At 58.6% G+C, this 24290-nt stretch carries 20 protein-coding genes, 1 other RNA gene and 1 pseudogene; 12 read left to right on the top strand and 10 right to left on the bottom strand.

Features of this window, described 5'->3' with window-relative positions:
• Window positions 1–17: 17 nt before the first annotated feature.
• From dapB to grpE, 4 genes are all read right to left on the bottom strand, one after another.
• Window positions 18–821, bottom strand: a complete 804-nt coding sequence (dapB, locus tag ACA048_RS03845; RefSeq protein ID WP_497628005.1) for a 4-hydroxy-tetrahydrodipicolinate reductase — start codon at window positions 819–821, stop codon at window positions 18–20.
• Between the two features lie 10 nt (window positions 822–831).
• Window positions 832–1956: a molecular chaperone DnaJ gene (gene dnaJ, locus ACA048_RS03840; protein ID WP_497628004.1), complete on the bottom strand. Its 1125-nt coding sequence runs from the start codon at window positions 1954–1956 to the stop codon at window positions 832–834.
• Between the two features lie 297 nt (window positions 1957–2253).
• Window positions 2254–4170 carry a molecular chaperone DnaK gene (gene dnaK / locus ACA048_RS03835; protein WP_497628003.1) on the bottom strand — a complete coding sequence of 639 codons (1917 nt, stop codon included), beginning with the start codon at window positions 4168–4170 and terminating at the stop codon, window positions 2254–2256.
• Between the two features lie 102 nt (window positions 4171–4272).
• Window positions 4273–4839 carry a nucleotide exchange factor GrpE gene (gene grpE, locus ACA048_RS03830; RefSeq protein ID WP_452624892.1) on the bottom strand — a complete coding sequence of 189 codons (567 nt, stop codon included), beginning with the start codon at window positions 4837–4839 and terminating at the stop codon, window positions 4273–4275.
• A 239-nt stretch (window positions 4840–5078) separates the two neighbouring features.
• Between grpE and recN the strand changes: the two genes are divergently transcribed.
• Window positions 5079–6752 (top strand): DNA repair protein RecN, encoded by a 1674-nt coding sequence (gene recN / locus ACA048_RS03825; RefSeq protein ID WP_497628002.1) that lies wholly within the window; start codon window positions 5079–5081, stop codon window positions 6750–6752.
• Between the two features lie 75 nt (window positions 6753–6827).
• Here the strand turns inward: recN and fur are convergent, their stop codons facing one another.
• Window positions 6828–7232 (bottom strand): ferric iron uptake transcriptional regulator, encoded by a 405-nt coding sequence (gene fur, locus ACA048_RS03820; RefSeq protein ID WP_003197684.1) that lies wholly within the window; start codon window positions 7230–7232, stop codon window positions 6828–6830.
• 97 nt (window positions 7233–7329) lie between these two features.
• Here fur and ACA048_RS03815 point away from each other — a divergent pair, with 97 nt between their 5' ends.
• Window positions 7330–7851, top strand: a complete 522-nt coding sequence (locus ACA048_RS03815) for an outer membrane protein assembly factor BamE (RefSeq protein ID WP_497628001.1) — start codon at window positions 7330–7332, stop codon at window positions 7849–7851.
• A gap of 60 nt (window positions 7852–7911) precedes the next feature.
• On the opposite strand, the gene ACA048_RS03810 is transcribed toward ACA048_RS03815, so the two are convergent.
• The 3 genes from ACA048_RS03810 to ACA048_RS03800 are packed head-to-tail and all read right to left on the bottom strand — an operon-like array spanning window position 7912 to window position 10064.
• Window positions 7912–8226 carry an RnfH family protein gene (locus ACA048_RS03810; RefSeq protein ID WP_497628000.1) on the bottom strand — a complete coding sequence of 105 codons (315 nt, stop codon included), beginning with the start codon at window positions 8224–8226 and terminating at the stop codon, window positions 7912–7914.
• The gene (locus tag ACA048_RS03805) at window positions 8219–8653 is read right to left on the bottom strand and encodes a type II toxin-antitoxin system RatA family toxin (protein ID WP_223516357.1); all 435 of its coding nucleotides are present in this window, start codon (window positions 8651–8653) and stop codon (window positions 8219–8221) included. The genes ACA048_RS03810 and ACA048_RS03805 overlap by 8 nt, the downstream gene beginning before the upstream one ends.
• A gap of 7 nt (window positions 8654–8660) precedes the next feature.
• On the bottom strand, window positions 8661–10064 hold the full coding sequence (locus ACA048_RS03800) for a sodium-dependent transporter (protein WP_497627999.1): 1404 nt from the start codon (window positions 10062–10064) through the stop codon (window positions 8661–8663).
• A 118-nt stretch (window positions 10065–10182) separates the two neighbouring features.
• On the opposite strand from ACA048_RS03800, the gene smpB reads away from it, so the two are divergent.
• Window positions 10183–10665 (top strand): SsrA-binding protein SmpB, encoded by a 483-nt coding sequence (gene smpB / locus ACA048_RS03795; RefSeq protein ID WP_007942908.1) that lies wholly within the window; start codon window positions 10183–10185, stop codon window positions 10663–10665.
• 51 nt (window positions 10666–10716) lie between these two features.
• Here the strand turns inward: smpB and ACA048_RS03790 are convergent, their stop codons facing one another.
• Window positions 10717–11484, bottom strand: a complete 768-nt coding sequence (locus tag ACA048_RS03790) for an FCD domain-containing protein (protein ID WP_223516354.1) — start codon at window positions 11482–11484, stop codon at window positions 10717–10719.
• Window positions 11485–11747: 263 nt separating this feature from the next.
• Here ACA048_RS03790 and ACA048_RS03785 point away from each other — a divergent pair.
• From ACA048_RS03785 to ACA048_RS03750, 8 genes and pseudogenes are all read left to right on the top strand, one after another.
• Window positions 11748–13441, top strand: a pseudogene (locus ACA048_RS03785) (lactate permease LctP family transporter).
• A 151-nt stretch (window positions 13442–13592) separates the two neighbouring features.
• Window positions 13593–14417: a (Fe-S)-binding protein gene (locus tag ACA048_RS03780; RefSeq protein WP_497627998.1), complete on the top strand. Its 825-nt coding sequence runs from the start codon at window positions 13593–13595 to the stop codon at window positions 14415–14417.
• Complete coding sequence (locus tag ACA048_RS03775; protein ID WP_497627997.1) at window positions 14414–15868, top strand: LutB/LldF family L-lactate oxidation iron-sulfur protein; 1455 nt, start codon at window positions 14414–14416, stop codon at window positions 15866–15868. Before ACA048_RS03780 ends, ACA048_RS03775 begins: the two co-directional genes overlap by 4 nt.
• A complete protein-coding gene (locus ACA048_RS03770) occupies window positions 15868–16539 on the top strand; it encodes a LutC/YkgG family protein (RefSeq protein WP_497627996.1) in 672 nt (223 codons plus the stop codon). Before ACA048_RS03775 ends, ACA048_RS03770 begins: the two co-directional genes overlap by 1 nt.
• Window positions 16536–19346, top strand: a complete 2811-nt coding sequence (locus ACA048_RS03765; RefSeq protein WP_497627995.1) for an FAD-binding and (Fe-S)-binding domain-containing protein — start codon at window positions 16536–16538, stop codon at window positions 19344–19346. The genes ACA048_RS03770 and ACA048_RS03765 overlap by 4 nt, the downstream gene beginning before the upstream one ends.
• Window positions 19347–19547: 201 nt before the next feature.
• The gene (locus tag ACA048_RS03760) at window positions 19548–19826 is read left to right on the top strand and encodes a PA2433 domain-containing protein (RefSeq protein ID WP_497627994.1); all 279 of its coding nucleotides are present in this window, start codon (window positions 19548–19550) and stop codon (window positions 19824–19826) included.
• A 100-nt stretch (window positions 19827–19926) separates the two neighbouring features.
• Window positions 19927–20320, top strand: a transfer-messenger RNA (tmRNA) gene (ssrA, locus tag ACA048_RS03755).
• Between the two features lie 189 nt (window positions 20321–20509).
• The gene (locus ACA048_RS03750; RefSeq protein ID WP_497627993.1) at window positions 20510–20719 is read left to right on the top strand and encodes a hypothetical protein; all 210 of its coding nucleotides are present in this window, start codon (window positions 20510–20512) and stop codon (window positions 20717–20719) included.
• Between the two features lie 51 nt (window positions 20720–20770).
• Here the strand turns inward: ACA048_RS03750 and ACA048_RS03745 are convergent, their stop codons facing one another.
• Window positions 20771–20947 (bottom strand): hypothetical protein, encoded by a 177-nt coding sequence (locus ACA048_RS03745; RefSeq protein ID WP_497627992.1) that lies wholly within the window; start codon window positions 20945–20947, stop codon window positions 20771–20773.
• A gap of 184 nt (window positions 20948–21131) precedes the next feature.
• On the opposite strand from ACA048_RS03745, the gene ACA048_RS03740 reads away from it, so the two are divergent.
• The gene (locus ACA048_RS03740; protein ID WP_497627991.1) at window positions 21132–24179 is read left to right on the top strand and encodes a beta strand repeat-containing protein; all 3048 of its coding nucleotides are present in this window, start codon (window positions 21132–21134) and stop codon (window positions 24177–24179) included.
• The last annotated feature ends 111 nt before the right edge of the window (window positions 24180–24290 follow it).

Below are 24290 nucleotides of genomic sequence, written 5' to 3'. Positions count from 1 at the left end.
CCGATTTCGGGCGTATCTTAACGCAGATCGAGCACGTCTTGCATGTCGTAAAGGCCAGGCTCACGACCATCCAGCCACAACGCAGCACGCACCGCGCCCTTGGCGAAGGTCATGCGGCTGGACGCCTTGTGGGTGATCTCGACACGCTCACCGTCGGCAGCGAACAGCACCGTGTGATCACCCACGATGTCACCGGCACGTACAGTGGCGAATCCGATTGTCTCGCGAGCACGAGCGCCGGTTTGGCCTTCACGACCATAAACCGCCACTTTCTTCAGATCACGCCCCAGCGCATCGGCAATCACTTCACCCATGCGAACGGCGGTGCCGGACGGCGCATCGACTTTGTGCCGATGATGGGCTTCAGTGATTTCGATATCGACATCATCACCCAACACGCGAGCAGCAGTGTCGAGCAACTTCAGGCAAAGATTGACACCGATGCTGAAGTTGGCGGCGAAGACGATCGGAATGTCCTTGCCCGCTTCCGCCAGCAATTGCTTCTCTTCAACGCTGAAACCGGTGGTGCCGATAATCATCGCCTTGTGATGTTTGCGGCAGAACGCGAGGTTCTTCAGCGTCACCGTCGGGTGCGTGAAGTCGATCAACACGTCGAACTCGTCAACCACCCGATCCAGATCACCCGACAATGGCACACCGATACGGCCCAGCGCAGCCAACTCACCGGCATCCGCGCCAACCAGCGAGCTGTCAGGACGATCAATGGCAGCCGTCAGACCGGCGCCAGGGGTTTGCTGAACCGCTTCGATCAGGGTTTTGCCCATGCGCCCCGCGGCGCCCATCACTGCAATACGTCGCATGCCTGTCTCCTTACAAATCGCCGAAGAAGCGCTTCACGCCTTCAAACCAACCGGTGGTTTTTGGCGAATGGCTGTTGTCGTCCGCCAAGGAGCTGCGGAACTCTTCCAGCAATTCACGCTGACGACGACCCAGGTTGACCGGGGTTTCGACCGCCACACGGCACATCAAATCACCTGCTCCGCCGCCACGCACTGGCGCAACACCTTTGCCGCGAACACGGAACTGCTTGCCGGTCTGGGTCCCCTCAGGGATTTTCAGCTTGACTCGACCATCGAGGGTCGGAATCTCCAGCTCGCCGCCCAATGCAGCATCGACAAAACTGATCGGCACTTCGCAGAACAGGTGCTTGCCGTCACGCTGGAAGATCGCGTGCTCGCGCACATTGATCACCACGTACAGGTCGCCAGTCGGCCCACCCTGAGCGCCCGCCTCGCCTTCGCCGGACAGACGAATGCGGTCACCGGTATCGACACCGGCCGGCACTTTCACGGAAAGGGTTTTGTACTCTTCTACACGACCTTCGCCATTGCAGGAGTTGCACGGGTCGGAAATAATCTTGCCTTGGCCGTGGCAGCGCGGGCAGGTTTGCTGCACCGAGAAGAAACCTTGCTGCATACGGACCTGACCGATACCGCCGCACGTCGGGCAAGTGACTGGCGAGGAGCCTTTCTTGGCACCCGAGCCGTCGCATGGCTTGCAGTTGACCAGCGTCGGAACACGGATATTCACGGTGGTACCGCGCACCGCTTCTTCCAGATTCAATTCCAGGGTGTAACGCAGGTCACTGCCGCGCTGGGCACCGCCTCGGGAACCGCCGCGACCGCCACCGAAGAAGTCACTGAAGACATCGCCAAAGATGTCGGAGAAGTTCTGACCGCCAAAACCGGCACCGCCGCCACCCATGCTTGGGTCGACACCAGCATGACCGTACTGGTCGTAGGCCGCGCGCTTGCCTGAATCGGACAGCACTTCGTAGGCTTCGTTAGCCTCTTTGAACATCTCTTCCGACGCTTTGTCATCGGGATTACGGTCCGGGTGGTGCTTCATCGCCAGGCGACGGTAGGCCTTTTTCAGGTCCGCTTCGCTTGAGCCACGCTCAACACCCAATACTTCGTAATAGTCACGCTTTGCCATATGTCTTTGCACTCTTGAGGACGTTCGGCAAACCTCTCCTGAACCTTGCCAAACTCGTTGAGCCCCAATACAGGCCCGGACCCAACTCACGTCAATTCAACGATCCTGGTCTTTGATTCATTGCGGTACTTTCGGCACGAAAAGCAGGAGCATTCCCGGCCATACCAGCAGCACGCGAACGTTGTCGCATGCTGTAAAAATTCGCGTGTTCCAGACACGCCAACGCGGGAGCAAGCTCCCGCGCGGCGACATCCTACCAGTCACCGCCTGAAGGCAGTCAACCGGGCGACCAACAACTTACTTGTGGTCTTTGACTTCTTCGAACTCGGCATCGACAACGTCGTCAGCCTTTTCAGCTTTTTCGTCGTGCGGTGCCGCGCCTTCAGCAGGCTGGGCCTGTTCGGCGTACATCTTCTGCGCCACTGGAGCAGAGACTTTCGACAGCTCTTCAACCTTGGCTTCGATTGCAGCTTTGTCGTCGCCTTTAACAGCGGCTTCCAGAGCAACAACAGCGGCTTCGATTGCAGTCTTCTCTTCGGCAGTCACTTTATCGCCAGCGTCAGCGACCATTTTGCGCGTCGAGTGAACCAGCGCATCACCCTGGTTGCGAGCGGTTGCCAGCTCTTCGAACTGGCGATCTGCGTCAGCGTTGGTTTCAGCATCGCGAATCATCTGCTGAATTTCTTCCTCGGACAGACCGGAGTTGGCCTTGATCACGATCGACTGAGTCTTGCCGGTGGCCTTGTCTTTGGCGCCTACGTGCAGGATGCCGTTGGCGTCGATGTCGAAGGTCACTTCAATTTGTGGCACGCCACGTGGCGCTGGCGGAATCTCGGCCAGGTCGAACTTGCCCAAGGACTTGTTCTGAGCCGCTTGCTTACGCTCACCTTGCAGCACGTGAATGGTCACAGCGCCCTGGTTGTCATCGGCAGTCGAGAACACTTGCGATTTCTTGGTAGGAATCGTGGTGTTTTTCTCGATCAGCGCAGTCATCACGCCACCCATGGTTTCGATACCCAGGGTCAGTGGGCTAACGTCCAGCAGCAGAACGTCTTTCACGTCGCCAGCCAATACCGCGCCCTGGATAGCAGCACCCATGGCAACAGCTTCGTCCGGGTTCACGTCTTTACGAGCTTCTTTACCGAAGAACTCGGTTACCAGCTTCTGAACCAGTGGCATACGGGTCTGACCGCCTACCAGGATTACGTCGTTGATAGCGCCAACGTCGATACCCGAGTCTTTCAGAGCGATGCGGCAAGGTTCGATGGTGCGTTGAACCAGGTCTTCTACCAGCGCTTCGAGCTTGGCGCGGGAGATTTTCACGTTCAAGTGCTTAGGACCGGTAGCGTCTGCTGTGATGTACGGCAGGTTCACGTCGGTCGACAGAGCGGAGGACAGTTCGATCTTGGCTTTTTCAGCGGCTTCTTTCAGGCGCTGCATGGCCAGCGGGTCACCTTTAAGGTTCATGCCGCTTTCTTTCTTGAATTCGTCAACGAGGTAGTCAATCAGACGAATGTCAAAGTCTTCACCGCCCAGGAACGTGTCACCGTTGGTGGCCAATACTTCGAACTGGTGCTCGCCATCGACTTCAGCGATTTCGATCACGGAAACGTCGAAAGTACCGCCGCCCAGGTCGTAAACGATCACGGTGTGATCGCCCTTCGCCTTGTCCATACCGTAAGCCAGAGCGGCCGCGGTTGGTTCGTTGATGATACGTTTAACGTCCAGACCCGCAATGCGGCCGGCGTCTTTGGTGGCTTGACGCTGGCTGTCGTTGAAGTAGGCCGGAACGGTGATCACCGCTTCGGTCACTGGCTCGCCGAGGTAGTCTTCGGCGGTCTTCTTCATTTTCTTCAGAATTTCAGCCGAGATTTGTGGCGGCGACATTTTCTGGCCGTTCACTTCTACCCACGCGTCGCCGTTGTCAGCCTTGGCGATTTTGTAAGGCACCATCTTGATGTCTTTCTGTACGACTTCTTCGTCGAACTTACGACCGATCAGACGCTTCACCGCGTACAGGGTGTTATGCGGATTGGTCACAGCCTGACGCTTGGCCGACTGGCCCACGAGGATTTCGCCATCGTTGGCGTAAGCGATGATCGACGGCGTAGTACGCGCGCCTTCAGCGTTTTCAATAACTTTGGCTACGCCGTTTTCCAGCACGGAGACGCAGGAGTTGGTAGTCCCCAGGTCGATACCGATAATTTTGCCCATGTTCACTCTCCCGAAACTTTGGATTTGGTTGCCGCAGCAGTGGTGGCTAACTGCGGTAGCACTTAAACGCTTGGCTTATAAATGGGGGCCTTGCGGCCAATTTCAAGCCTGCTCGTCAATCGAAGGCGAAACTGGCGCAGGGGCCTTGCTAACCACGACCATGGCCGGGCGCAGCAGGCGACCATTGAGCTGATAACCCTTCTGGAACACCTTGAGCACGCTGTTCGGCTCGACGTCGGCGCTTTCCTGCATGGCCATTGCCTGATGCTGAACAGCATTGAATGGTTCGCCATGCGGATCGATGGCTTCCAGCTGATAGCGCTTGAGGGTGTCCTGGAACATTTTCAGGGTCAGCTCGATACCTTCGCGCATTGGGCGGATGCTTTCGTCGTCCGGATTGGACAACTCCAGACCACGCTCCAGGCTGTCGACGATCGGCAGCAAATCGCCTGCGAATTTTTCCAGGGCGAATTTGTGCGCTTTTTCTACATCCTGCTCGGCGCGACGGCGGACGTTCTGCAGATCGGCGGCAACACGCAAAGCCTGATCCTGCGCGCCTGCCAGTTGCTCTTCGAGCACTTGTACACGAGCCGCCAGGTCTTCACCCGAAGCCGCGGAGCCCTGGTTGGCGTCTTGATTTTGCGTATCCACTGTCTGTTCGTCAGCCATAGATTTCTCCTTTCAATATCGTCCGTGAGCTCAACTCACGCTTCTGCCCCGGTATATGGGGCCGCAAAAATCAGCTTCAAGGGGGTTGTTGTGATTAACCCTACAAAAAGCGCTGCATTGCGATTTGCCGATGCGCCAGGCATTTCGTCAGACCGAGCAAATCGAGGCATGCAGGGCATTGTCAGGCGCAAATAAAACACTGTATAAATAACCAGACCTAAAGCCTGGGAGCGGCCTTTATGCTGGTGCACCTGTCCGTACATAACTACGCCATCGTTGAACACCTCGATCTCGAACTCGATCGTGGGATGAGCGTGATCACCGGGGAAACCGGCGCCGGCAAGTCGATCATGCTCGACGCCCTGGGCCTGACACTGGGCGATCGAGCCGACAGTGGCGTGGTTCGCCCCGGCGCCGACAAGGCCGACATTCTGGCGACCTTTGACCTGGTCGATATCCCGGAAGCCAGCGCCTGGCTCGCCGAGCGCGACCTCGAAAGTGATGGCCCGTGCATCCTGCGCCGGGTGATCACCGCCGAAGGCCGTTCCCGTGGCTATATCAACGGCACACCCTGCCCGCTCGGCGACCTCAAAGCCTTGGGCGAGCTGCTGATCGATATCCACAGCCAGCACGAACACCAATCGCTGCTCAAAACCGACACACACCGCCGCCTGCTCGACGAGTACGCCGGCGCGACGGACCTTGCCCGCCAGGTACAACTGGCGGCCCAACGCTGGCGCCAGACCCGCCAGGAACTGGAACGCCTTTCCAACTCCGGCGACGAGCAACGCGCTCGGCATCAATTGCTCAGCTATCAACTCGAAGAGCTGGAGAACCTCGGCCTCGGTGAAAACGAGCTGGAGCAACTGGAACAGGAACACAAGAACCTTACCAATGCCGAAACTTTGCTGGGCATCTGTCGGCAGGTCGTCGAGCAGTGCAGCGAAAGTGATTCCGGCAATGTCCTGAACGCCCTGACCGCCAGCCTTAACCGCCTCTCGAGCGTCAACAATTCGATCGGCGCCCTGGGCGAAGCCAGCAGCCTGCTGACCAGCGCACAGATTCAGGTTGAAGAAGCGGTGGGCGAGTTGAACCGCTTCCTCGATAACTTCGACGCCGACCCGGCGCGCCTGCAATACCTGGAAGAACGCCTCGACGCGATCTACACCATGGCCCGCAAACACCGCATCCAGCCGACAGAGGTCGCGGAGATGCAGCAGCGGCTGCTGGATGAAATCGAAACCCTGAATGCCAACGATGAGTCCATCGAACGACTGAGCGATGAACTGGCCTCCTATGCCCGTCATTATCAGGAGAAGGCGCGCGAACTGAGTGACTTGCGTCATCAAGCGTCGAGCAGTCTGGCCAGCGCCGTAGAACAAGAGATTCAACGACTGGGCATGCCCGGTGGTCGCTTCACTATCGAACTGCGCCCCAACAGCAGCGATGAACTGCTGCCCAATGGCCTTGAGCAGGTTGAGTTGCTGGTAAGCGCCAACCCTGGCCAACCATTAAAGGCCTTGGCCAAAGTGGCATCCGGCGGTGAGCTGTCGCGGATCAGCCTGGCGATTCAGGTGATCACCGCACAGACCTCTCGTGTACCGACATTGGTGTTCGACGAAGTGGACGTGGGTATCGGCGGCCCGACCGCCGAGATCGTTGGCCAATTGTTACGCCGACTCGGGGAACGCGGGCAGGTGCTGACGGTGACTCACTTGCCGCAAGTGGCGGCGCAGGGTCACCAACATTTATTCGTGCACAAAGTGCGCGGTGAGGCAGCGACCCACACAGCCGTTTCCAAGCTGAGCAAGAATGATCGCGTGGAGGAAGTGGCGCGGATGCTGGGTGGCATCGACCTGACCAAGGAGTCCTTGGCGCACGCGAGAAAAATGGTCGTTACTGCAAAAATTTAAGAACGGCAGACAGCACGAAGGCGACCCTGGGGTCGCCTTCGTTCGTTTCGCGAATGTGAAATTCGCGCGACATGCTTACTTTTTCTTGCGTACGTACAGCACCAGATTGTGATCAACCATCTCGAAACCATACTTGTCGACGATGGCTTTCTGCAGGCGCTCGATTTCTTCGTCGAAGAATTCGATCACTTCGCTGGTTTCGACGTTGACCATATGGTCGTGATGCTTGCCGTCATCCAGTTCGAAGACCGCGTGGCCTCCGTCGAAGTTGTGCCGCACCACAAGGCCAGCTGCCTCGAACTGAGTCAGTACACGGTAAACCGTGGCCAGACCGACGTCCTCACCAGCCTCCATCAGCGCCTTATAAACATCTTCGGCACTCATGTGGCGCTGCTCGGCGGAATCGAGCATTTGCAGAATTTTGACCCGTGGCAGGGTCACTTTGAGGCCGGCTTTGCGTAGTTCGCTATTTTCAACCATGGTCAGCTTTCTCGCGATGCTGCTTCGCAGCTTCTCTTAATGCGGGTATGATCGGCGTTTACGTTGTCCCAGCCAAGATAGTGGAAGTCGCCCACCGATGCAAAACACCAAGCTCTTGCTAACCAGTTTCACCTTTGTGGGACTGCTCGCACTCGCCGGTTGTTCATTCCCCGGGGTTTACAAAATCGACATCCAGCAGGGCAATGTCGTCACGCAGGACATGATAGACCAGTTACGCCCGGGAATGACCCGCAAGCAAGTACGGTTTATCATGGGTAACCCTCTGTTGACCGACACGTTCCATGCCGATCGCTGGGATTATCTGTACAGCATGCAACCGGGTGGCGGTGAACGCCAGCAGGAACGCGTTACCGTTATCTTCAACCCAAACGATCAGCTTGTCAGCCTTTCTGGTGATTTCATGCCTGGCATGAGCCGCGATGAAGCCATTCTCGGCACCGACACGCCAATCAAAGAACCAGTAGAACACCTCGAGTTGCCGAAACCTGAAAAACCGGTCAAGCCAGGCTCGTTACTGGATCAGATCCAGAAGGACGTTGACGGAGCACAAACCGTCCCAGTCCCGACGCCAGAACCGTTGAACACCACGCCGCAATAATTTGCGACGCAATAAAAAACCCGGAATATCCGGGTTTTTTATTGTCCAGCGTTTAGCGACTCACTGATTCCGGGCTTTAGCCTCGGCCGCCTTGGCGGCACGCAACCGACGAACTTCCTTCGGATCCGCCAGTAATGGCCGGTAAATCTCGATCCGATCTCCTGCCTGAACCGGGCGCACCTGCGGGTCGGCAATGACCTTGCCGAATATTCCCACCGGGCAATTACCCAGATCCAGCTCAGGAAATTGAGCGCCGACCGTAGATCGGCGCAACGCTTCGCGCACCGATGTGCCCTCAGGCACAGCAACCACCAGCAACACCTGACGATCAACGGCGGCATACGCCACCTCGACATCGATCAAGGCCTCAACCATGAATCTGTTTGGCGCGCTGGCAGAACGCGTCCATCAACGTGTTGGCAGCCTGATTGAACAAGGGCCCCAACGTCGCGCGAACAATCGGTCCGGCGTAGTCGAACGACAGGTCCAGACTGATCTTGCAGGCCTTCTCAGTCAGCGGCTTGAACACCCAGATGCCGTGCAATTGAGTGAAAGGGCCTTCTTCGAGATTCATCTCAATCGAATGGCCGGGCACTAAAGTGTTTCGAGTGACGAAATGCTGACTCAAACCACCCTTCGCCACACCCACACTGGCACGCATATGCTCAGGTGAGCTTTCCAGCACCTCGGCAGCCGAGCACCATGGCAGAAACTCCGGATAACGCGCCACGTCATTGACCAGGTCATACAGGGCCTGCGCCGGGTACGGCAGCAGGGCCGAACGTTGAATATGCGTCGTCATGTCAGCGTCACTTCCACAGCTGGGCGGCAAATACTACGAGAATGCCGATGGGCGCCACATAGCGCATCAAAAACAGGGAGAAGCCAAACAGCATTGGGCTGCGGATCGACAACTCGTCACGCACCGCTTCACGCCCCATGATCCAGCCTGCAAACACCACGAAACACAAACCACCGAGTGGCAACATGATCCGCGAGGTGAAGAAGTCGATCACGCCAAAGAAGTCCAGACCGCCGGCCGCACCCCATTGGTAGAGATGGAACATCCCGCCTTCGTTCACGAAAAACTTGGCTTCCTTCCAGATATTGAAGGAAAACACCGTGCCCAGCCCGACGAACCAGCAGATGAATGCCAACCAGAACGTCACCCAGGCGCGGCTGACTTTGGTGCGCTCAACCAGGTACGCAACCATCGGTTCCAGCAGTGAAATCGCCGAACTCCAGGCGGCGACCGCGACCAGCACGAAGAACACTACGCCCATCAACTGGCCGAACGCTACGTTGCCAAAGGCAAATGGCAGGCTGACAAACATCAGACCAGGGCCTTCGCTCGGGTTCAGACCCGCGGCGAACACAATCGGAAACAATGCCAGACCGGCCACCAACGAAACGAACGTATCGAGCAGCGCCACGCCGACGATAGTGCCGGAAATCGACGAGTGCTTCGGCATGTAAGCGCCGTAGATCATGATCGAGCCGACACCCACGCTCAGCGAAAAGAATGCGTGCCCCATGGCGGGCAGCAAACCGTCGAGGACTTTTTCCGGGTGGAAGTCGAACATGAAATGCACACCGTCCATGAAATGGCCGGTGGTCATGCTGTAACCCAGCAGAACGATAACCATCACAAACAGCAGTGGCATCATGATGCGCAAGCTGCGCTCAAGCCCGGCGACCACGCCTTTGGCGATCACGACAGCCGACAGCAGCATGAAAATCGTGTGCCAAAGTGTCAGGCGCCACGGATCGGCAATCACATTGCCGAAGTACGCGCCGACCTGATCAGCCGTCACCCCCTGAAAATCGCCACGCCCCATGTCGATGATGTAATCCAGCGACCAGCCGCCGACCACGCTATAGAAAGACAGGATCAGCAACGCCGTGATCATCCCGGCGAAAGCGCCCCAGGACCACTTGGCCGAGTGCCCCGCCTCCAGCGCCAGCACCTTCAAGGCGTTGGCCGGACTTTGCCGTGCACGACGGCCGATCAGGGTTTCAGCCAACATGACCGGCACGCCGATCAGGGCGATACAGGCCAGGAACATCAGCACGAAAGCCCCGCCGCCGTAGACGCCGACCATGTACGGGAATTTCCAGATACTACCCAGGCCCACGGCCGAACCGGTCGCGGCGAGTATGAAGACCCAGCGGCTAGCCCAACTGCCGTGGACAGAAACCTTGTCTGTCGACATCGTTATCACGCCCAAGCGTTCAAAAAAGAGGCCGCATTGTCCGGGATTCAATCAACCTGCTCAAGCACGTAGCGATACCGTAGCCGACTCGCGCGCAACTCCCTATAATGCCGCCCCTATGGCTAAACAGAAGAAACACCCCACAGGGACCATCGCGCAGAACAAAAAGGCGCGACACGATTACTTCATCGAGCATAAGTTCGAGGCTGGTCTGGTCCTGGCCGGCTGGGAAGTAAAAAGTTTGCGGGCAAGCAAGCTGCAACTGGTCGACAGTTACGTGCTGCTCAAGGATGGCGAAGCCTGGCTGCTCGGCAGCCACATTACGCCGCTGATGACGGCCAGCACCCACGTCATCGCTGACCCGACCCGCACCCGAAAATTGCTGCTCAACCGCCGCGAGCTGGAAAAGCTGGCTACCGCCGTGCAGCAAAAAGGTTATGCCTGCGTGTGCCTGTCCTGGTACTGGAGCAAGCACATGGTCAAGTGCGAGATCGCGCTGGGCAAGGGCAAGAAGGAATACGACAAGCGTGACACCGAACGCGAACGCGACGCCGGTCGTGAATTGGCGCGTGCGGTGCGCAACAAGGGCAAGGAAGATTAATTTCCTACCCTGATCATTCCCACGCTCTGCGTGGGAACGATCGTTTGCTGACTACATCCCCTTGCGCCGCTCCGCCCGAGCCATGCGCTGCACTTCCTGACGCACCTCTTCCAGCACTTCCTGCACATACAAGATGTGTCGACTGGAGACTTCCCGCGCCTGCTCCGCTCGCCCTTCGATAATCGCCGTGTACAACTCCCGGTGCTGCGTGATCAGCATGTCGCGGGTTTCGGTGCGTTGTTTATACATGCCGCCAATGTTGGTCACCACATTGCGCTTGAGCAGATCGAACAGCCCGCGAATCGTGTGCAGCAACACCGCGTTATGACTGGCTTCAGCAATGGCCAGGTGGAAACTCGCGTCCGCCGCGCCTTCTTCGGCCCGACTCACGTCGTCATGACGCGAATAACAATCCTGCAATACTTCAAACGCGGCTGTCAGCCGCTCACGGTCCACATCGGTGGCGCGTAATGCCGCGTAATAAGCGCAGGAGGCTTCCAGGGTGTGGCGAAACTCCAGCAGATCGCGCTGCGCCTCGGGGTTATTTTCCAGCAGGTGCAGCAATGGATCGCTGAAGGTCGACCCCAACGAATCGACGACATAATTGCCCCCGCCCTGACGACTGACCAGCAAGCCCTTGGCGGCCAGTTTCTGAATCGCCTCGCGCAACGAAGGGCGTGACACGCCGAACTGCTCGGCCAGCGCACGTTCGGCCGGCAAGCGCTCACCGGACTTCAGCGTGCCTTCAAGGATCATCCCCTCGAGCCGCTCGACAATATCGTCAGACAAACGGCGCTGACGAATCTGATCAAACCCCATAACTCAATTCTCCACGATCCCGACCGCTCGCCGGGCTCTCTATTCTGGCCTATTGGCGCGACGCCAGCACCTGGCAAGACGACGCTCGATCAAACCGGTCAGCAGCAATGCGCACGGCTTATTCGACAAAAGTTTTAGGGCGGCAAATTGACACACCGCACATAAGGCTTTTACCCTAGCCAACAGCGATTGTAAATTGGTATTACCAATTAGCCAAGAACGCTGCACAGTGCCTGACCAACAACAATTAGGGGCCACCCCATATGCAAACCTGGCAACAGCTCTATACCCCGCTCGGCAGTCTCGGCATCTCCGCCCTCGCGGCCGTTATCCCTATCGTGTTTTTCTTCCTGGCGTTGGCGGTGTTCCGCCTCAAAGGCCACGTGGCCGGCAGCATCACCCTGGCGTTGTCCATTGCCGTGGCGATCTTTGCCTTCCAGATGCCGGTCGACATGGCGTTCGCCGCCGCCGGGTATGGCTTCGCTTACGGTCTGTGGCCCATCGCCTGGATCATTGTGGCAGCCGTGTTCCTCTACAAACTGACGGTCAAGAGTGGCCAGTTTGAAGTGATCCGCAGTTCAGTACTGTCAATCACCGACGACCAGCGTTTGCAGGTGCTGCTGATCGGGTTCTGCTTCGGTGCGTTCCTCGAAGGCGCCGCTGGCTTCGGCGCCCCGGTTGCGATTACCGCCGCGCTGCTGGTCGGACTGGGCTTCAATCCGCTGTACGCGGCCGGGCTGTGCCTGATCGCCAACACCGCGCCCGTCGCATTCGGTGCATTGGGGATTCCGATCATCGTTGCCGGGCAAGTGACCGGCATCGACGCGTTCAAGATCGGCGCCATGACTGGCCGTCAACTGCCGCTGCTGTCGCTATTCGTGCCGTTCTGGCTGGTGTTCATGATGGATGGCCTGCGCGGCGTTCGGGAAACCTGGCCTGCTGCACTGGTGGCTGGTTTGAGCTTTGCCGTCACCCAGTATTTCACTTCGAACTTCATTGGCCCGGAACTGCCGGACATCACCTCGGCCTTGGCCAGCCTGATTTCCCTGACCCTGTTCCTCAAAGTCTGGCAACCGAAACGCGCCGCCGGGCAGCACATCGTCGGCGCCGTCTCGGCGTCCGTGGTGACCGCCAGCGTTGGTGGTTTCGGCCAGAAGCGCACCACCGTCGCTTCTCCTTACAGCCTCCTGGAAATCATCAAAGCCTGGTCTCGTTCTTGATCCTCACCGTGCTGGTCACCATCTGGACCCTGAAACCGTTCAAGGCAATGTTCGCTGCCGGCGGTTCGATGTACAGCTGGGTGTTCAACTTCGCGATCCCGCACCTGGATCAAATGGTGATCAAGGTTGCACCCATCGTTGCGGCTCCAACCGCTATTCCGGCGGTGTTCAAGCTCGATCCGATCTCCGCAACCGGCACCGCTATTTTCTTCTCCGCGCTGATCTCGATGCTGGTATTGAAGATCAACATCAAAACTGGTCTGACCACTTTGAGAGAGACCTTCTACGAGCTGCGCTGGCCGATTCTGTCGATCGGTATGGTGTTGGCGTTTGCTTTCGTCACCAATTACTCGGGCATGTCGTCGACCATGGCCCTCGTACTGGCCGGCACCGGCGCAGCGTTCCCGTTCTTCTCGCCGTTCCTCGGCTGGCTGGGTGTGTTCCTGACCGGTTCTGACACCTCCTCCAACGCCCTGTTCAGCTCGTTGCAAGCGACTACTGCGCATCAAATCGGCGTCAACGATGTGTTGCTGGTGGCGGCGAACACCAGTGGCGGCGTGACCGGCAAGATGATCTCGCCACAATCGATCGCCGTGGCCTGCGCTGCGACCGGCCTGGTGGGCAAAGAATCGGATCTGTTCCGCTTCACCCTCAAGCACAGCCTATTCTTTGCAACGATAGTCGGTTTGATCACCTTGGCTCAGGCCTACTGGTTCACCGGCATGCTGGTGCACTAAGTACTACAGGTTAAAAAGCAAAAACCGACGCCGGACCACGATTCCGGCGTCAGCAATTCACAACCCGGGCTGCAAGGCTGCTGAAAGCTTCCCGCTCTATGTTCAGCAGCCTCAGCGGACGGATAACCGGGCCCACCCGGAGACACGCCTGATGAGCGAGCTTTTTTACAACGCTGTGCCGAACGCGACCCGCGTCGCCCCGCCACCGCCCGAGCCTCGGCAATACCCCAGCGAGAAACCGTCACGGGTCTACCTGTTCGGCACCTGCGTGGTGGACTTGTTCTACCCGGAAGCCGGGATGGACGCGATCCACTTGCTGGAACGTGAAGGCATTCGTGTCGAGTACCCGCAAGGGCAAAGCTGCTGCGGACAACCGGCCTACACCTCGGGTTACACCGAGCAGGCAAGGACCGTGGCACGCTCGCAACTGGCGCTGTTCGCCGGGGATTATCCGGTGGTGGTGCCGTCGGGATCGTGTGCCGGGATGTTGCGCGAACACTACGCCGACTTGTTCAAGGACGAGCCGGACACGTTGAAGCAGGTCCAGGCGCTCGCCGCCCGGACGTATGAATTGGCCGAGTTCCTGCTGTTTGTCTGCAAGGTGCAGCTCAAGGACAGCGGCGAGCCGGTCAAAGTGGCGTTGCACACGTCGTGCTCGGCACGCCGTGAGATGAACACCCACCTGCACGGTCGCGAGCTTTTGTCACAACTGAGTAACGTGGAGCGGGTCAATCACGATCACGAAAGCGAATGTTGTGGCTTTGGCGGGACATTCAGCGTCCGTATGCCGGACATTTCCGGCGCGATGGTGGCGGACAAGACCCGGTCCTTGAAAGAGTCCGGTGCGCACAAGGTACTCAGTGCCGACTGCGGTTGCCTGATGAACATCAACGGCTCGCTGGAGAAACAGCAGGAAGCGTTGCGCGGCCAACACCTGGCCAGTTTCCTCTGGCAGCGAACCGGAGGTGCCCAATGAGCACGTCCACGATTATTCCGACGGTCAACGTCGAAGAAGATTTTCGCGCCCGGGCTCACAAGGCTTTGGACGACAAGCAATTGCGAAACAACTTTCGCACTGCGATGGATTCACTGATGGCCAAACGGGCAGCGTCCTTCAGCGATGCCCACGAAAGAGAACATCTGAGAGCGCTGGGCAATGCTGTCCGCGCACGTGCGTTATCCAAGTTGCCCGACCTGCTCGAGCAGCTTGAACAGAACCTGACCCGCAACGGTGTGACAGTGCACTGGGCGGAAACGGTGGACGAAGCCAATGGCATCGTCCTCTCGATCATCCGCGCTCACGAGGGGCGGCAAGTGATCAAGGGCAAATCGATGGTCAGCGAAGAGATGGAGATGAATCATGTCCTCGAGGCTCAAGGCATTGAATGCCTGGAGTCGGACATGGGGGAGTACATTGTCCAGCTCGACCACGAGAAGCCTTCACACATTATTATGCCGGCGATCCACAAGAATGCCGGTCAGGTCGCGTCCTTGTTCCACGACAAACTTGGCGTGGAATACACCAAGGACGTTGACCAACTCATTCAGATCGGTCGCAGAGTCTTGCGGCAGAAATTCTTCGAAGCGGACATCGGCGTCTCCGGTGTGAACTTCGCCGTGGCCGAAACCGGCACCCTGTTGCTGGTGGAAAACGAAGGCAACGGGCGCATGACCACCGCTGTACCACCGGTGCACATCGCCGTCACCGGCATCGAAAAAGTCGTGGAAAACCTGCGCGACGTGGTGCCGCTGCTGTCGCTGCTGACCCGTTCGGCGCTGGGCATTCCGATCACCACCTACGTCAACATGATCTCCGGCCCACGCAAGGCGCATGAACTCGACGGCCCTCAGGAAGTGCACCTGGTCTTGCTCGACAACGGTCGCAGCCAGGCGTTTGCCGACAGCGAACTGCGCCAGACCCTGAACTGCATCCGCTGCGGCGCCTGTATGAATCATTGCCCGGTCTACACCCGAATCGGCGGCCACGCCTATGGGGAGGTTTACCCCGGGCCTATCGGAAAAATCATCACGCCGCACATGGTCGGCCTGGCGAAAGTCCCGGATCACCCCAGCGCTTCATCCCTTTGCGGTGCGTGCGGCGAAGTCTGTCCGGTAAAAATCCCTATCCCGGCCCTGCTGCGTCGCCTGCGGGAAGAAAACGTCAAAGCGCCGGACAGCCCGCATCAAGTCATGCGCGGTCAAGGCAGTAAATACTCGCGCACGGAACGGTTCATCTGGAACGCCTGGGCGAAGCTCAACAGCTCGCCGACGCTGTATCGCCTGTTCGGTTTCTTAGCCACTCGCCTGCGCGCGCTGACGCCGAACAATGTCGGACCGTGGACGCAAAACCACAGCGCACCAAAACCCGCTGCCCGCTCACTGCATGACATGGCCCGCGAACATCTGGGCAAACAGGGAGACCGCTGATGAGCGCCAAGCAAAATATCCTCGCCAAGTTACGGAAAAGTCTGACCGGCACCACGCCTGTGCCTGACGAGTTCGACGTCGAACTGGTGACAGCGCCCTACACGTACACGCCCGAGCAACGCATCCCGCAGCTGCGCAAACTGATGGAAGCGGTGCATACCGAAATTCATCTGACGTCGGGAGAAGGTTGGCCTTTGCTGCTGGCTCAGTTGTTGCAGGATCGTCAGCTGCCAAGCCTGTTGATCGCGCCGACGACGCCTCACGGGCAACGCCTCTCACAACATTGTGCGAATAATCCGGGGCTACCGACGCTCAAAGCCTACGACCGCCCGGTTGAAGAATGGAAAGCCGAGTTGTTCAACGACACCCCGGCCAGCCTCACCGGCACTCTCGGCGCAATCGCCGCCACCGGCAGCCTGATTCTCTGGCCGACGCGAGAAGAACCGCGCTTGATGAGCCTGGTACCCCCGGTGCATTTCGCCCTGCTCAAGGCCAGCGAGATCCGCGACAACTTCTATCAGGTGCAACAGGAATTCAACTGGGCCCAAGGCATGCCGACCAACGCCCTGTTAGTGTCCGGCCCGTCGAAAACCGCAGACATTGAACAAATCCTGGCCTACGGTGCTCATGGTCCGAAAGACCTGGTGGTTTTGATCCTGGAGGACCAATGAGTCTACCGGCGGCTTTCCTCAGAGATGCACAGCAACTGATCCCCCCAGAGAGACGTTTCGACGACCCGCTGTCGACATTGGCCTTCGGCACTGACGCCAGTTTCTATCGACTGATTCCGAAACTGGTGATTCGTGTCGAGTCGGAAGACGAAGTGGTGGCGTTGCTCAAACTGGCACAACGGGATCAGGTCCCGGTGACCTTCCGCGCCGCTGGCACCAGCCTGTCTGGCCAGGCCATCAGCGATTCGGTGCTGATCGTGCTGGGGGATAACTGGAACGGTCGCGAGATCCGTGGCCAAGGCATGCAAATCCGCCTGCAACCGGGCGTGATCGGCGCGCAGGCCAACGCCTGGCTGGCACCGTTCGGACGCAAGATCGGCCCGGACCCGGCCTCGATCAACGCCTGCAAAATTGGCGGCATCGTCGCCAACAACGCTAGCGGCATGTGCTGCGGCACGGCGCAGAACACCTATCGCACGCTGGCCGGCATTCGGCTGGTACTGGCCGACGGCAGCCGCCTCGACACCGAAGACGCGGCCAGCGTCGCGGCGTTTCGTCAAAGCCATGCCTCACTGCTAGAACGTCTGGCAACCTTGGGCCGCGAGACTCGCGCCAATGCCGAACTGGCTGCAAGAATCCGCCACAAATACCGTCTGAAAAATACCACCGGCCTGTCACTCAATGCCCTGGTGGATTTCGACGAGCCTGTGGATATCTTGAGCCACTTGCTGGTGGGCTCCGAAGGCACCCTCGGCTTTATCAGTGCGGTGACGTACGACACGGTGATCGACCACCCGAACAAGGCCTCGGCGCTGATCGTGTTCCCGGACGTGGAAACCTGCTGCAACGCCGTGACCGTGCTGAAAAGCCAACCGGTGTCAGCCGTGGAACTGCTGGACCGCCGCAGCTTGCGCTCGGTGCAGAGCAAACCCGGCATGCCCGCTTTCGTACAGCACCTGTCGAATAATGCCTGCGCGCTGCTGATCGAATCCCGCGCCGCATCGTCCACCTTGCTGCAGGAACAACTGGCGCAGATCATGGTGTCGTTGACTTCGTTCCCGGTGGAGAAACAGGTCGACTTCACCGAAGACCCAGTCGAAAACGCCCGCCTCTGGGCGATCCGCAAAGACACCTTCCCCGCCGTCGGCGCCGTGCGTAAAACCGGCACAACCGTAATCATTGAAGACGTGACCTTCCCGGTGGAACAACTGGCCCTCGGCGTAAACCGCCTGATCGAGTTGTTCGACAAACATCACTACGACGAAGCGATCCTTTTCGGACACGCGCTGGAAGGCAATCTGCACTTCGTCTTCACCCAAGGCTTCAACAACCCGGAAGAAGTCGCACGCTATCAAGCGTTCATGGACGACGTGGCGCAGTTGGTGGCGGTGGAATTCGGCGGTTCGTTGAAGGCTGAACACGGCACCGGACGCAACATGGCACCCTTCGTCGAGCTGGAGTGGGGCAGCGTTGCCTACCAGTTGATGTGGCAGCTCAAACGCCTGCTCGACCCCAACGGGATTCTCAACCCGGACGTGGTGCTCAGCGAAGACCCGCAAATCCATCTCAAGCACCTGAAGCCGTTACCGGCGGCCGATGAGATTGTGGATAAGTGCATCGAGTGCGGTTTCTGCGAGCCGGTGTGCCCGTCGAAAGGCCTGACCCTGAGCCCGCGTCAGCGCATCGTGATCTGGCGTGATATTCAGGCTAAAAAGCGTGCTGGCGTCGACACCACCGAACTCGAAGCGGCTTACGAATACCAAGGCATCGACACCTGCGCGGCCACCGGTCTTTGTGCGCAACGCTGCCCTGTAGGCATCAATACCGGCGAGCTGGTGAAAAAGCTCCGCAGCCGTAACGCAACGCGTACGAAAACCGCCAACTGGCTGGAAGGCAATTTCGCAACAGCACTGCAAGGCGCCCGTTTCACCCTGCACGTCGCCAATGGCGCGCGGATGCTGCTGGGCACCCCACGCCTGGCGAAACTTTCGGCGGCGCTGACGAAGCTGTCCAAAGGTCAGGTTCCGCAATGGACCAGTGCCATGCCGCAGCCGGAAAAAGCCATTCGCTTCAGTCCGGCCGTGTCAGACGAGCGCCCCCGGGTGGTGTACCTGGCGGCCTGTGTATCGCGGGTCATGGGCCCGGCGGCGGGTGATAAAGAGCAGATGTCGCTGTACGACAAAACCCGCGGCCTGCTGGAAAAAGCCGGTTACCAAGTGGTGTTCCCGGACAATCAGGACAACCTCTGCTGCGGCCAGCCATTTGCCACCAAGGGGTACGCCGAACAGGCCGAACACAAACGCCAGGAACTGATCGGCGCCCTGCTGCACGCCAGTCGCGGGGGCATCGATCCGATTTACTGCGACACCAGCCCTTGCACCTTACGGCTGGTTGAGGATTTGGGCGAGGTTCGACTGGACCTGTACGACCCGGTGCGTTTTATCCGTACGCATTTGATGGATCGCCTGGATTTCACTCCGCAGGAAGCGCCGATTGCAGTGCACGTCACCTGCAGCACCCAGCATCTGGGCGAGAGCCAGGCGTTGATCGAACTGGCGCGCAAATGCAGCAAAACCGTAGTCATTCCGGAAGGCATTCACTGCTGCGGGTTTGCCGGTGACAAAGGTTTCACCACGCCGGAATTGAACGCTTATGCGTTAAGAACGCTCAAGGACGCGGTTCAGCAGTGCAGCGAAGGGATCTCGACCAGTCGCACTTGTGAGATAGGGCTTACACAACACAGCAGAATTGACTACCACGGACTAGTCTATCTAGTGGACCGCGTTACCAAGGCCAGGGTGACCTGATAGCAGTGCTTCAAGGAAGGCGTGTTTATGCGCCTTCTGTAAGGCTTCTTGCGGGAATCGACAGCCCAGCCGTAGAAAAATCGAACCCTGACTTGTCGCCGCAGTCCACCTATCAAGTCCCGCAAACGTGGGACCATCCAAAACTCGGCAGCCCGTCCTGATGGTCAGCGATGCCTGGTTCTTCAGTTCAAGGAGATGCACATGAAACATTCTGTACTGTTTGGCCTGTTCGTTACTGCTTCCCTGATGACTTCTGCTTCGTTTGCTGCTGAAGACCAATGCGCGGTCAACCTGAAAACTATCGAAAATAACCAGGCGGAGTACCAGAGTTCAGCCGACATGATGGATACGATCAAGGCAAGCGTTAAGCAGGCCAAAGCCGATCAGGCAAAAGGAACTGCAGAAGGCACAAAAGATTGCATCGCTGAAACGAATGAGCTCATCCAGCAAATGAAGAATGCCAAGAAAGGCGGTGAATAACCGCAGCGCTCAGGGCCAACCTTCGGGTTGGCCTTCTGAGCCTTGTTGGCGTACACTGCGCAGGCTTGTTGCTCACTTTGATTCACAGAGCAGCAGGCTCGGGGCCGTTTAGGATTCGACGCCGGTTGCGAAACTTTAGGTGCATGCCGAGTTGGTAACAGAACTCGTAAATCCACTGTTGCAACTTCTTATAGTTGCCAATGACGAAACCTACGGGGAATACGCTCTCGCTGCGTAAGCAGCCTTAGCCCTTCCCTCCTGGTACCTTCGGGTCCAGCAATCATCAGGGGATGTCTGTAAACCCAAAGTGATTGTCATATAGAACAGAATCGCCGTGCAGTACGTTGTGGACGAAGCGGCTAAAACTTACACAACTCGCCCAAAGCACCCTGCCCGTCGGGTCGCTGAGGGTTAACTTAATAGACACGGCTACGCATGTAGTACCGACAGCGGAGTACTGGCGGACGGGGGTTCAAATCCCCCCGGCTCCACCAATTGAGACACCAACGAAGCCCGCCCAGTGCGGGCTTTGTTGCATCTGGAGTTTCACATGCTGCTGAAGGTTGTTGTGGATTCATGTGGACACATACAGGCCTCAGCGACTTTTCAGCACCTCCTTCCTCCGGTGTTCTGCCGACCCACTCCCTCCCTGCTACGCTGATTTACGACACGGAGGAAATCCCATGCCGAACTCAGACCTACTCCCTTCCCTGCTCTTCAAGCTCAATGAAAACCAGCTCGCCCTTGAGGCTGCCATCATGGAGCTGTCGAACTGGGTCGAGCAGTGCGGATCGGCCGACGTTGCCGACAACGTGCGCGGCGCCTTGGACACTATCGACAAGAATGAAGAGTTCATCAAAATGACGCTTGCGGTAATGATGGCGCCGGAGTGACTGCCCGGTGTCAAATCCCACCTCCGGCGTCCTGCCGACCGAGTACAACCCCTATATAAATGGCACATTCTTGAAGAAAACGTGCTGACCCAGCGTCAAGGTCTGCCTCGCGGCAGCTTGCGCGTTATCGCACTCAAGAACCGAGCAGCCATAGGGAATCGCGTCCTTGCAGGCCTTGCGGTAGTAGCCAACGGAGTTCAGCGGCTGAATGCTCAGGGACTCGGCCAAATAGGCGAGGAACTCCCTCCGCTCCCTATAAGCTCGCGACTAAATGTTTCTTAATTTCTCTAAAGTATCAAATGGCCATGCCGATAATTATTCAGGCATGGCATAGCGCTCGTGGGCTCGTATTGTGGCGACGCGAGAGTGGTAAGGATGCCGTCCAACCCATTCATTCCAGGAACGTTAATCCATGACTTCAATCGTCACGTCAATGTCAACGGCTCAAATCGCCGTTCTGTCAACCAAACAAATAGCGGCGCTAGCAACTTCTGATATCGCCGCCCTGAGCACTGCCCAGGCAGGGGTTCTGAGCACCGCCCAGATTGCAGCGCTTTCGACTTCGGACGTTGTCTCACTGAGTTCCGCGGCGATTGCAGCCTTTAATGCTTCCCAGCTCAAGGCACTGGGCACGGATGATGTCGCATCGCTCGCCTCCGCTCAGGTTGCAGCCCTCTCTTCAACTCAAGTGACGGCATTTTCCACTGCCCAGATCGCAGCCATGAGTACCTCTCAGGTGGGTGCACTGGCCGGCAACATGACAGCTACCCAGATCGGCGCACTGTCGACGGCCCAGGCAGCAGGTCTTACAACCACTGTAGTGGGGACATTGAACGCCACTCAAGCAGCGGCGATCTCGACCAAGGACCTCGCTGCAATGTCGACCACCCAACTGGGTGCTCTATCGACCGCCGCTGTCACTGCACTGACGACCACCCAGATCACGGCGATGACCACCGCTCAGGTCGGCACCATGGCCGCCAAGCTCTCGACCACCCAGATTGGCGCACTGACAACAGCGCAGACAGCAGGGCTGTCGACCACCGTTCTGGGCACCTTGAGCACAACTCAGCTTCAAGCGATCTCGACCAAGGACATCGCTGCCCTGTCGACGACGCAGGCTGCGGGCCTCTCGACCACTGTGCTGGTTAACCTGAGCACAACCCAGCTGAAGGCGATCGAGACCAAAGACATTGCAGCAATGTCGACCACCCAGTTGAGCGCACTGACGACAACTCAAGTCGGCACCCTGGCGACTGCCCAAGTCGCCGCATTGAGCAGCACCCAGATCGGAAGCCTGGGCGCCAAACTCACTACGGGTCAGATCAACGCACTGACGACGGCGCAGGCAGCGGGAGTGTCCACGACGACGATGGCCGCCCTGAGCACGGCTCAGCTGGTAGCGATTTCGACCAAGGACATCGCGTCCCTGACGACTGCCCAATTGGGCGCCGTGGCGACGACTGATCTCGCCTCCCTGACAACCAGCCAGATCACGGCGATGACCACCGCTCAGGTCGGCGCGTTGGCAGTCAAAATGTCGACCACCCAGATTGGCGCACTGACAACGGCGCAGACAGCAGGGCTGTCGACTACCGTTCTGGGCTCCCTGACCACAACTCAGCTTCAAGCGATCTCGACCAAGGACATTGCTGCCCTGTCGACGGCGCAGGCAGCAGGCCTGTCGACCACTGTGCTGGTTAACCTGAGCACAACCCAGCTGAAGGCGATCGAGACCAAAGACATCGCAGCGATGTCGACCGCCCAGTTGAGCGCCCTGACGACGGCTCAAGTCGGCACCCTGGCGTCCGTCCAGGTCGCCGCATTGAGCAGCACACAGGTCGGAAGCCTGAGCGCCAAATTCACCACGGGCCAGATCAGCGCACTGTCGACGGCGCAGGTCGCGGGCGTGTCCACCACGGCAATGGCCGCCCTGAGCACGGCTCAGCTGGCAGCGATTTCGACCAAGGACATCGCGTCCCTGACGACTGCCCAACTGGGCGCTGTGGCGACGACTGATCTCGCCTCCCTGACAACCAGCCAGATCACGGCGATGACCACCGCTCAGGTCGGTGCGTTGGCAGCCAAAATGTCGACCACCCAGATTGGCGCACTGACAACGGCACAGACAGCAGGGCTGTCGACCACCGTTCTGGGCTCCCTGACGACGACTCAGCTTCAAGCGATCTCGACCCAGGACATCGCTGCCCTGTCGACGACGCAGGCAGCGGGTCTGTCGACCACTGTGCTGGTTAACCTGAGCACAACCCAGCTCAAGGCAATCGAGACCAAAGACATTGCAGCGATGTCGACCGCCCAGTTGGGCGCCCTGACGACGACTCAAGTCGGTACTCTGGCGTCCGCCCAGGTCGCCGCATTGAGCAGCACCCAGATCGGAAGCCTGGGCGCGAAACTCACCACGGGCCAGATCAGCGCACTGTCGACAGCACAGGCCGCGGGAGTGTCCACGACGACGATAGCCGCCCTGAGCACGGCCCAAGTCGCAGCGATTTCGACCAAGGACATCGCTTCGCTGTCGACCACCCAGTTGGCTAGCTTGAGCACTGCCGGCGTTGCCGCCCTGTCGACTACCCAGATCGGTGCGCTGTCGACCGCTCAGGTTGGAACGCTGCAAGCCAACTTCACCACGGGCCAGATCGCTGCGCTGTCGACCAGCCAGGTCACAGGTCTGAACACCGCAACCCTGACCACGACACAGCTGCAAGCGATCGAGACCCGAGACATCAGTTCGCTGGTGACCGCTCAGCTGTCGGCATTGACCACAAGTCAAGTCGGCAACCTGACCACCGGCCAAGTGGCGGCCTTGAAGTACACCCAGGTCAACTCTCTGGGCACGAACTTCACCACCACCCAAATCGGCGCACTGACCACCACACAGGCCGCGGGCCTGACCACCGCCTTGATCAACGGCCTGAGCACCGCTCAGCTCCAGGCAATCTCGACCAAGGACATCGCCGCACTGTCGACGGCGCAGGTAGCCGGAATGTCGACCACGGCCGTGGCCTCCCTGAGCACCACTCAGGTCAAGTCAATGGAAACGGCTGATGTTGCAGTACTGTCGACCGCCCAGGCGGCTGCAATGACGAGCGCTCAGGTCACCAGCCTGACGACCAGCCAAGTGGGCGCCTTGAAGTACGCTCAGGTCAGCGCGCTGGGTGCCAACTTGTCGACAGGCCAGATCGGCTTGCTGTCAACCACTCAGATATCGGGCATTGCGACCACGGTTCTGGCCGCAATGAGCACCTCTCAGGTTGCCGCGATTTCGACCAAGGACATCGCCGCCCTGACGACTGCTCAGGTGAGCGCATTGACCACGTCACACATCGCTGCGCTGTCAACCTCTCAGGTCGGAGCACTGACCCATAACCAGGTCGTTTCGATGACTTCCGCCCAATTGGGTCAACTCTCTACCACTCAGATTCCTTATCTGACGATGTAAGGACTCGACCTGTTCACTCATGAACCGACGGTTGACCATGGCGTGCATTAGCCACTAATGCGCGCCGGGGTCAATCGACGGTGCATTGAGCGCTTTTGAAATTCAGGGATG

Source organism: Pseudomonas sp. LBUM1659 (assembly GCF_059716045.1).
This window is presented reverse-complemented; position numbering and strand designations above follow the sequence as displayed.

What these genes read in the sequence shown, in the direction of transcription:
- dapB (WP_497628005.1), bottom strand. Translation starts at nt 821, where the DNA reads ATGCGACGTATTGCAGTGATGGGCGCCGCGGGGCGCATGGGCAAAACC.
- dnaJ (WP_497628004.1), bottom strand. Translation starts at nt 1,956, where the DNA reads ATGGCAAAGCGTGACTATTACGAAGTATTGGGTGTTGAGCGTGGCTCA.
- dnaK (WP_497628003.1), bottom strand. Translation starts at nt 4,170, where the DNA reads ATGGGCAAAATTATCGGTATCGACCTGGGGACTACCAACTCCTGCGTC.
- grpE (WP_452624892.1), bottom strand. Translation starts at nt 4,839, where the DNA reads ATGGCTGACGAACAGACAGTGGATACGCAAAATCAAGACGCCAACCAG.
- recN (WP_497628002.1), top strand. Translation starts at nt 5,079, where the DNA reads ATGCTGGTGCACCTGTCCGTACATAACTACGCCATCGTTGAACACCTC.
- fur (WP_003197684.1), bottom strand. Translation starts at nt 7,232, where the DNA reads ATGGTTGAAAATAGCGAACTACGCAAAGCCGGCCTCAAAGTGACCCTG.
- ACA048_RS03815 (WP_497628001.1), top strand. Translation starts at nt 7,330, where the DNA reads ATGCAAAACACCAAGCTCTTGCTAACCAGTTTCACCTTTGTGGGACTG.
- ACA048_RS03810 (WP_497628000.1), bottom strand. Translation starts at nt 8,226, where the DNA reads ATGGTTGAGGCCTTGATCGATGTCGAGGTGGCGTATGCCGCCGTTGAT.
- ACA048_RS03805 (WP_223516357.1), bottom strand. Translation starts at nt 8,653, where the DNA reads ATGACGACGCATATTCAACGTTCGGCCCTGCTGCCGTACCCGGCGCAG.
- ACA048_RS03800 (WP_497627999.1), bottom strand. Translation starts at nt 10,064, where the DNA reads ATGTCGACAGACAAGGTTTCTGTCCACGGCAGTTGGGCTAGCCGCTGG.
- smpB (WP_007942908.1), top strand. Translation starts at nt 10,183, where the DNA reads ATGGCTAAACAGAAGAAACACCCCACAGGGACCATCGCGCAGAACAAA.
- ACA048_RS03790 (WP_223516354.1), bottom strand. Translation starts at nt 11,484, where the DNA reads ATGGGGTTTGATCAGATTCGTCAGCGCCGTTTGTCTGACGATATTGTC.
- ACA048_RS03780 (WP_497627998.1), top strand. Translation starts at nt 13,593, where the DNA reads ATGAGCGAGCTTTTTTACAACGCTGTGCCGAACGCGACCCGCGTCGCC.
- ACA048_RS03775 (WP_497627997.1), top strand. Translation starts at nt 14,414, where the DNA reads ATGAGCACGTCCACGATTATTCCGACGGTCAACGTCGAAGAAGATTTT.
- ACA048_RS03770 (WP_497627996.1), top strand. Translation starts at nt 15,868, where the DNA reads ATGAGCGCCAAGCAAAATATCCTCGCCAAGTTACGGAAAAGTCTGACC.
- ACA048_RS03765 (WP_497627995.1), top strand. Translation starts at nt 16,536, where the DNA reads ATGAGTCTACCGGCGGCTTTCCTCAGAGATGCACAGCAACTGATCCCC.
- ACA048_RS03760 (WP_497627994.1), top strand. Translation starts at nt 19,548, where the DNA reads ATGAAACATTCTGTACTGTTTGGCCTGTTCGTTACTGCTTCCCTGATG.
- ACA048_RS03750 (WP_497627993.1), top strand. Translation starts at nt 20,510, where the DNA reads ATGCCGAACTCAGACCTACTCCCTTCCCTGCTCTTCAAGCTCAATGAA.
- ACA048_RS03740 (WP_497627991.1), top strand. Translation starts at nt 21,132, where the DNA reads ATGACTTCAATCGTCACGTCAATGTCAACGGCTCAAATCGCCGTTCTG.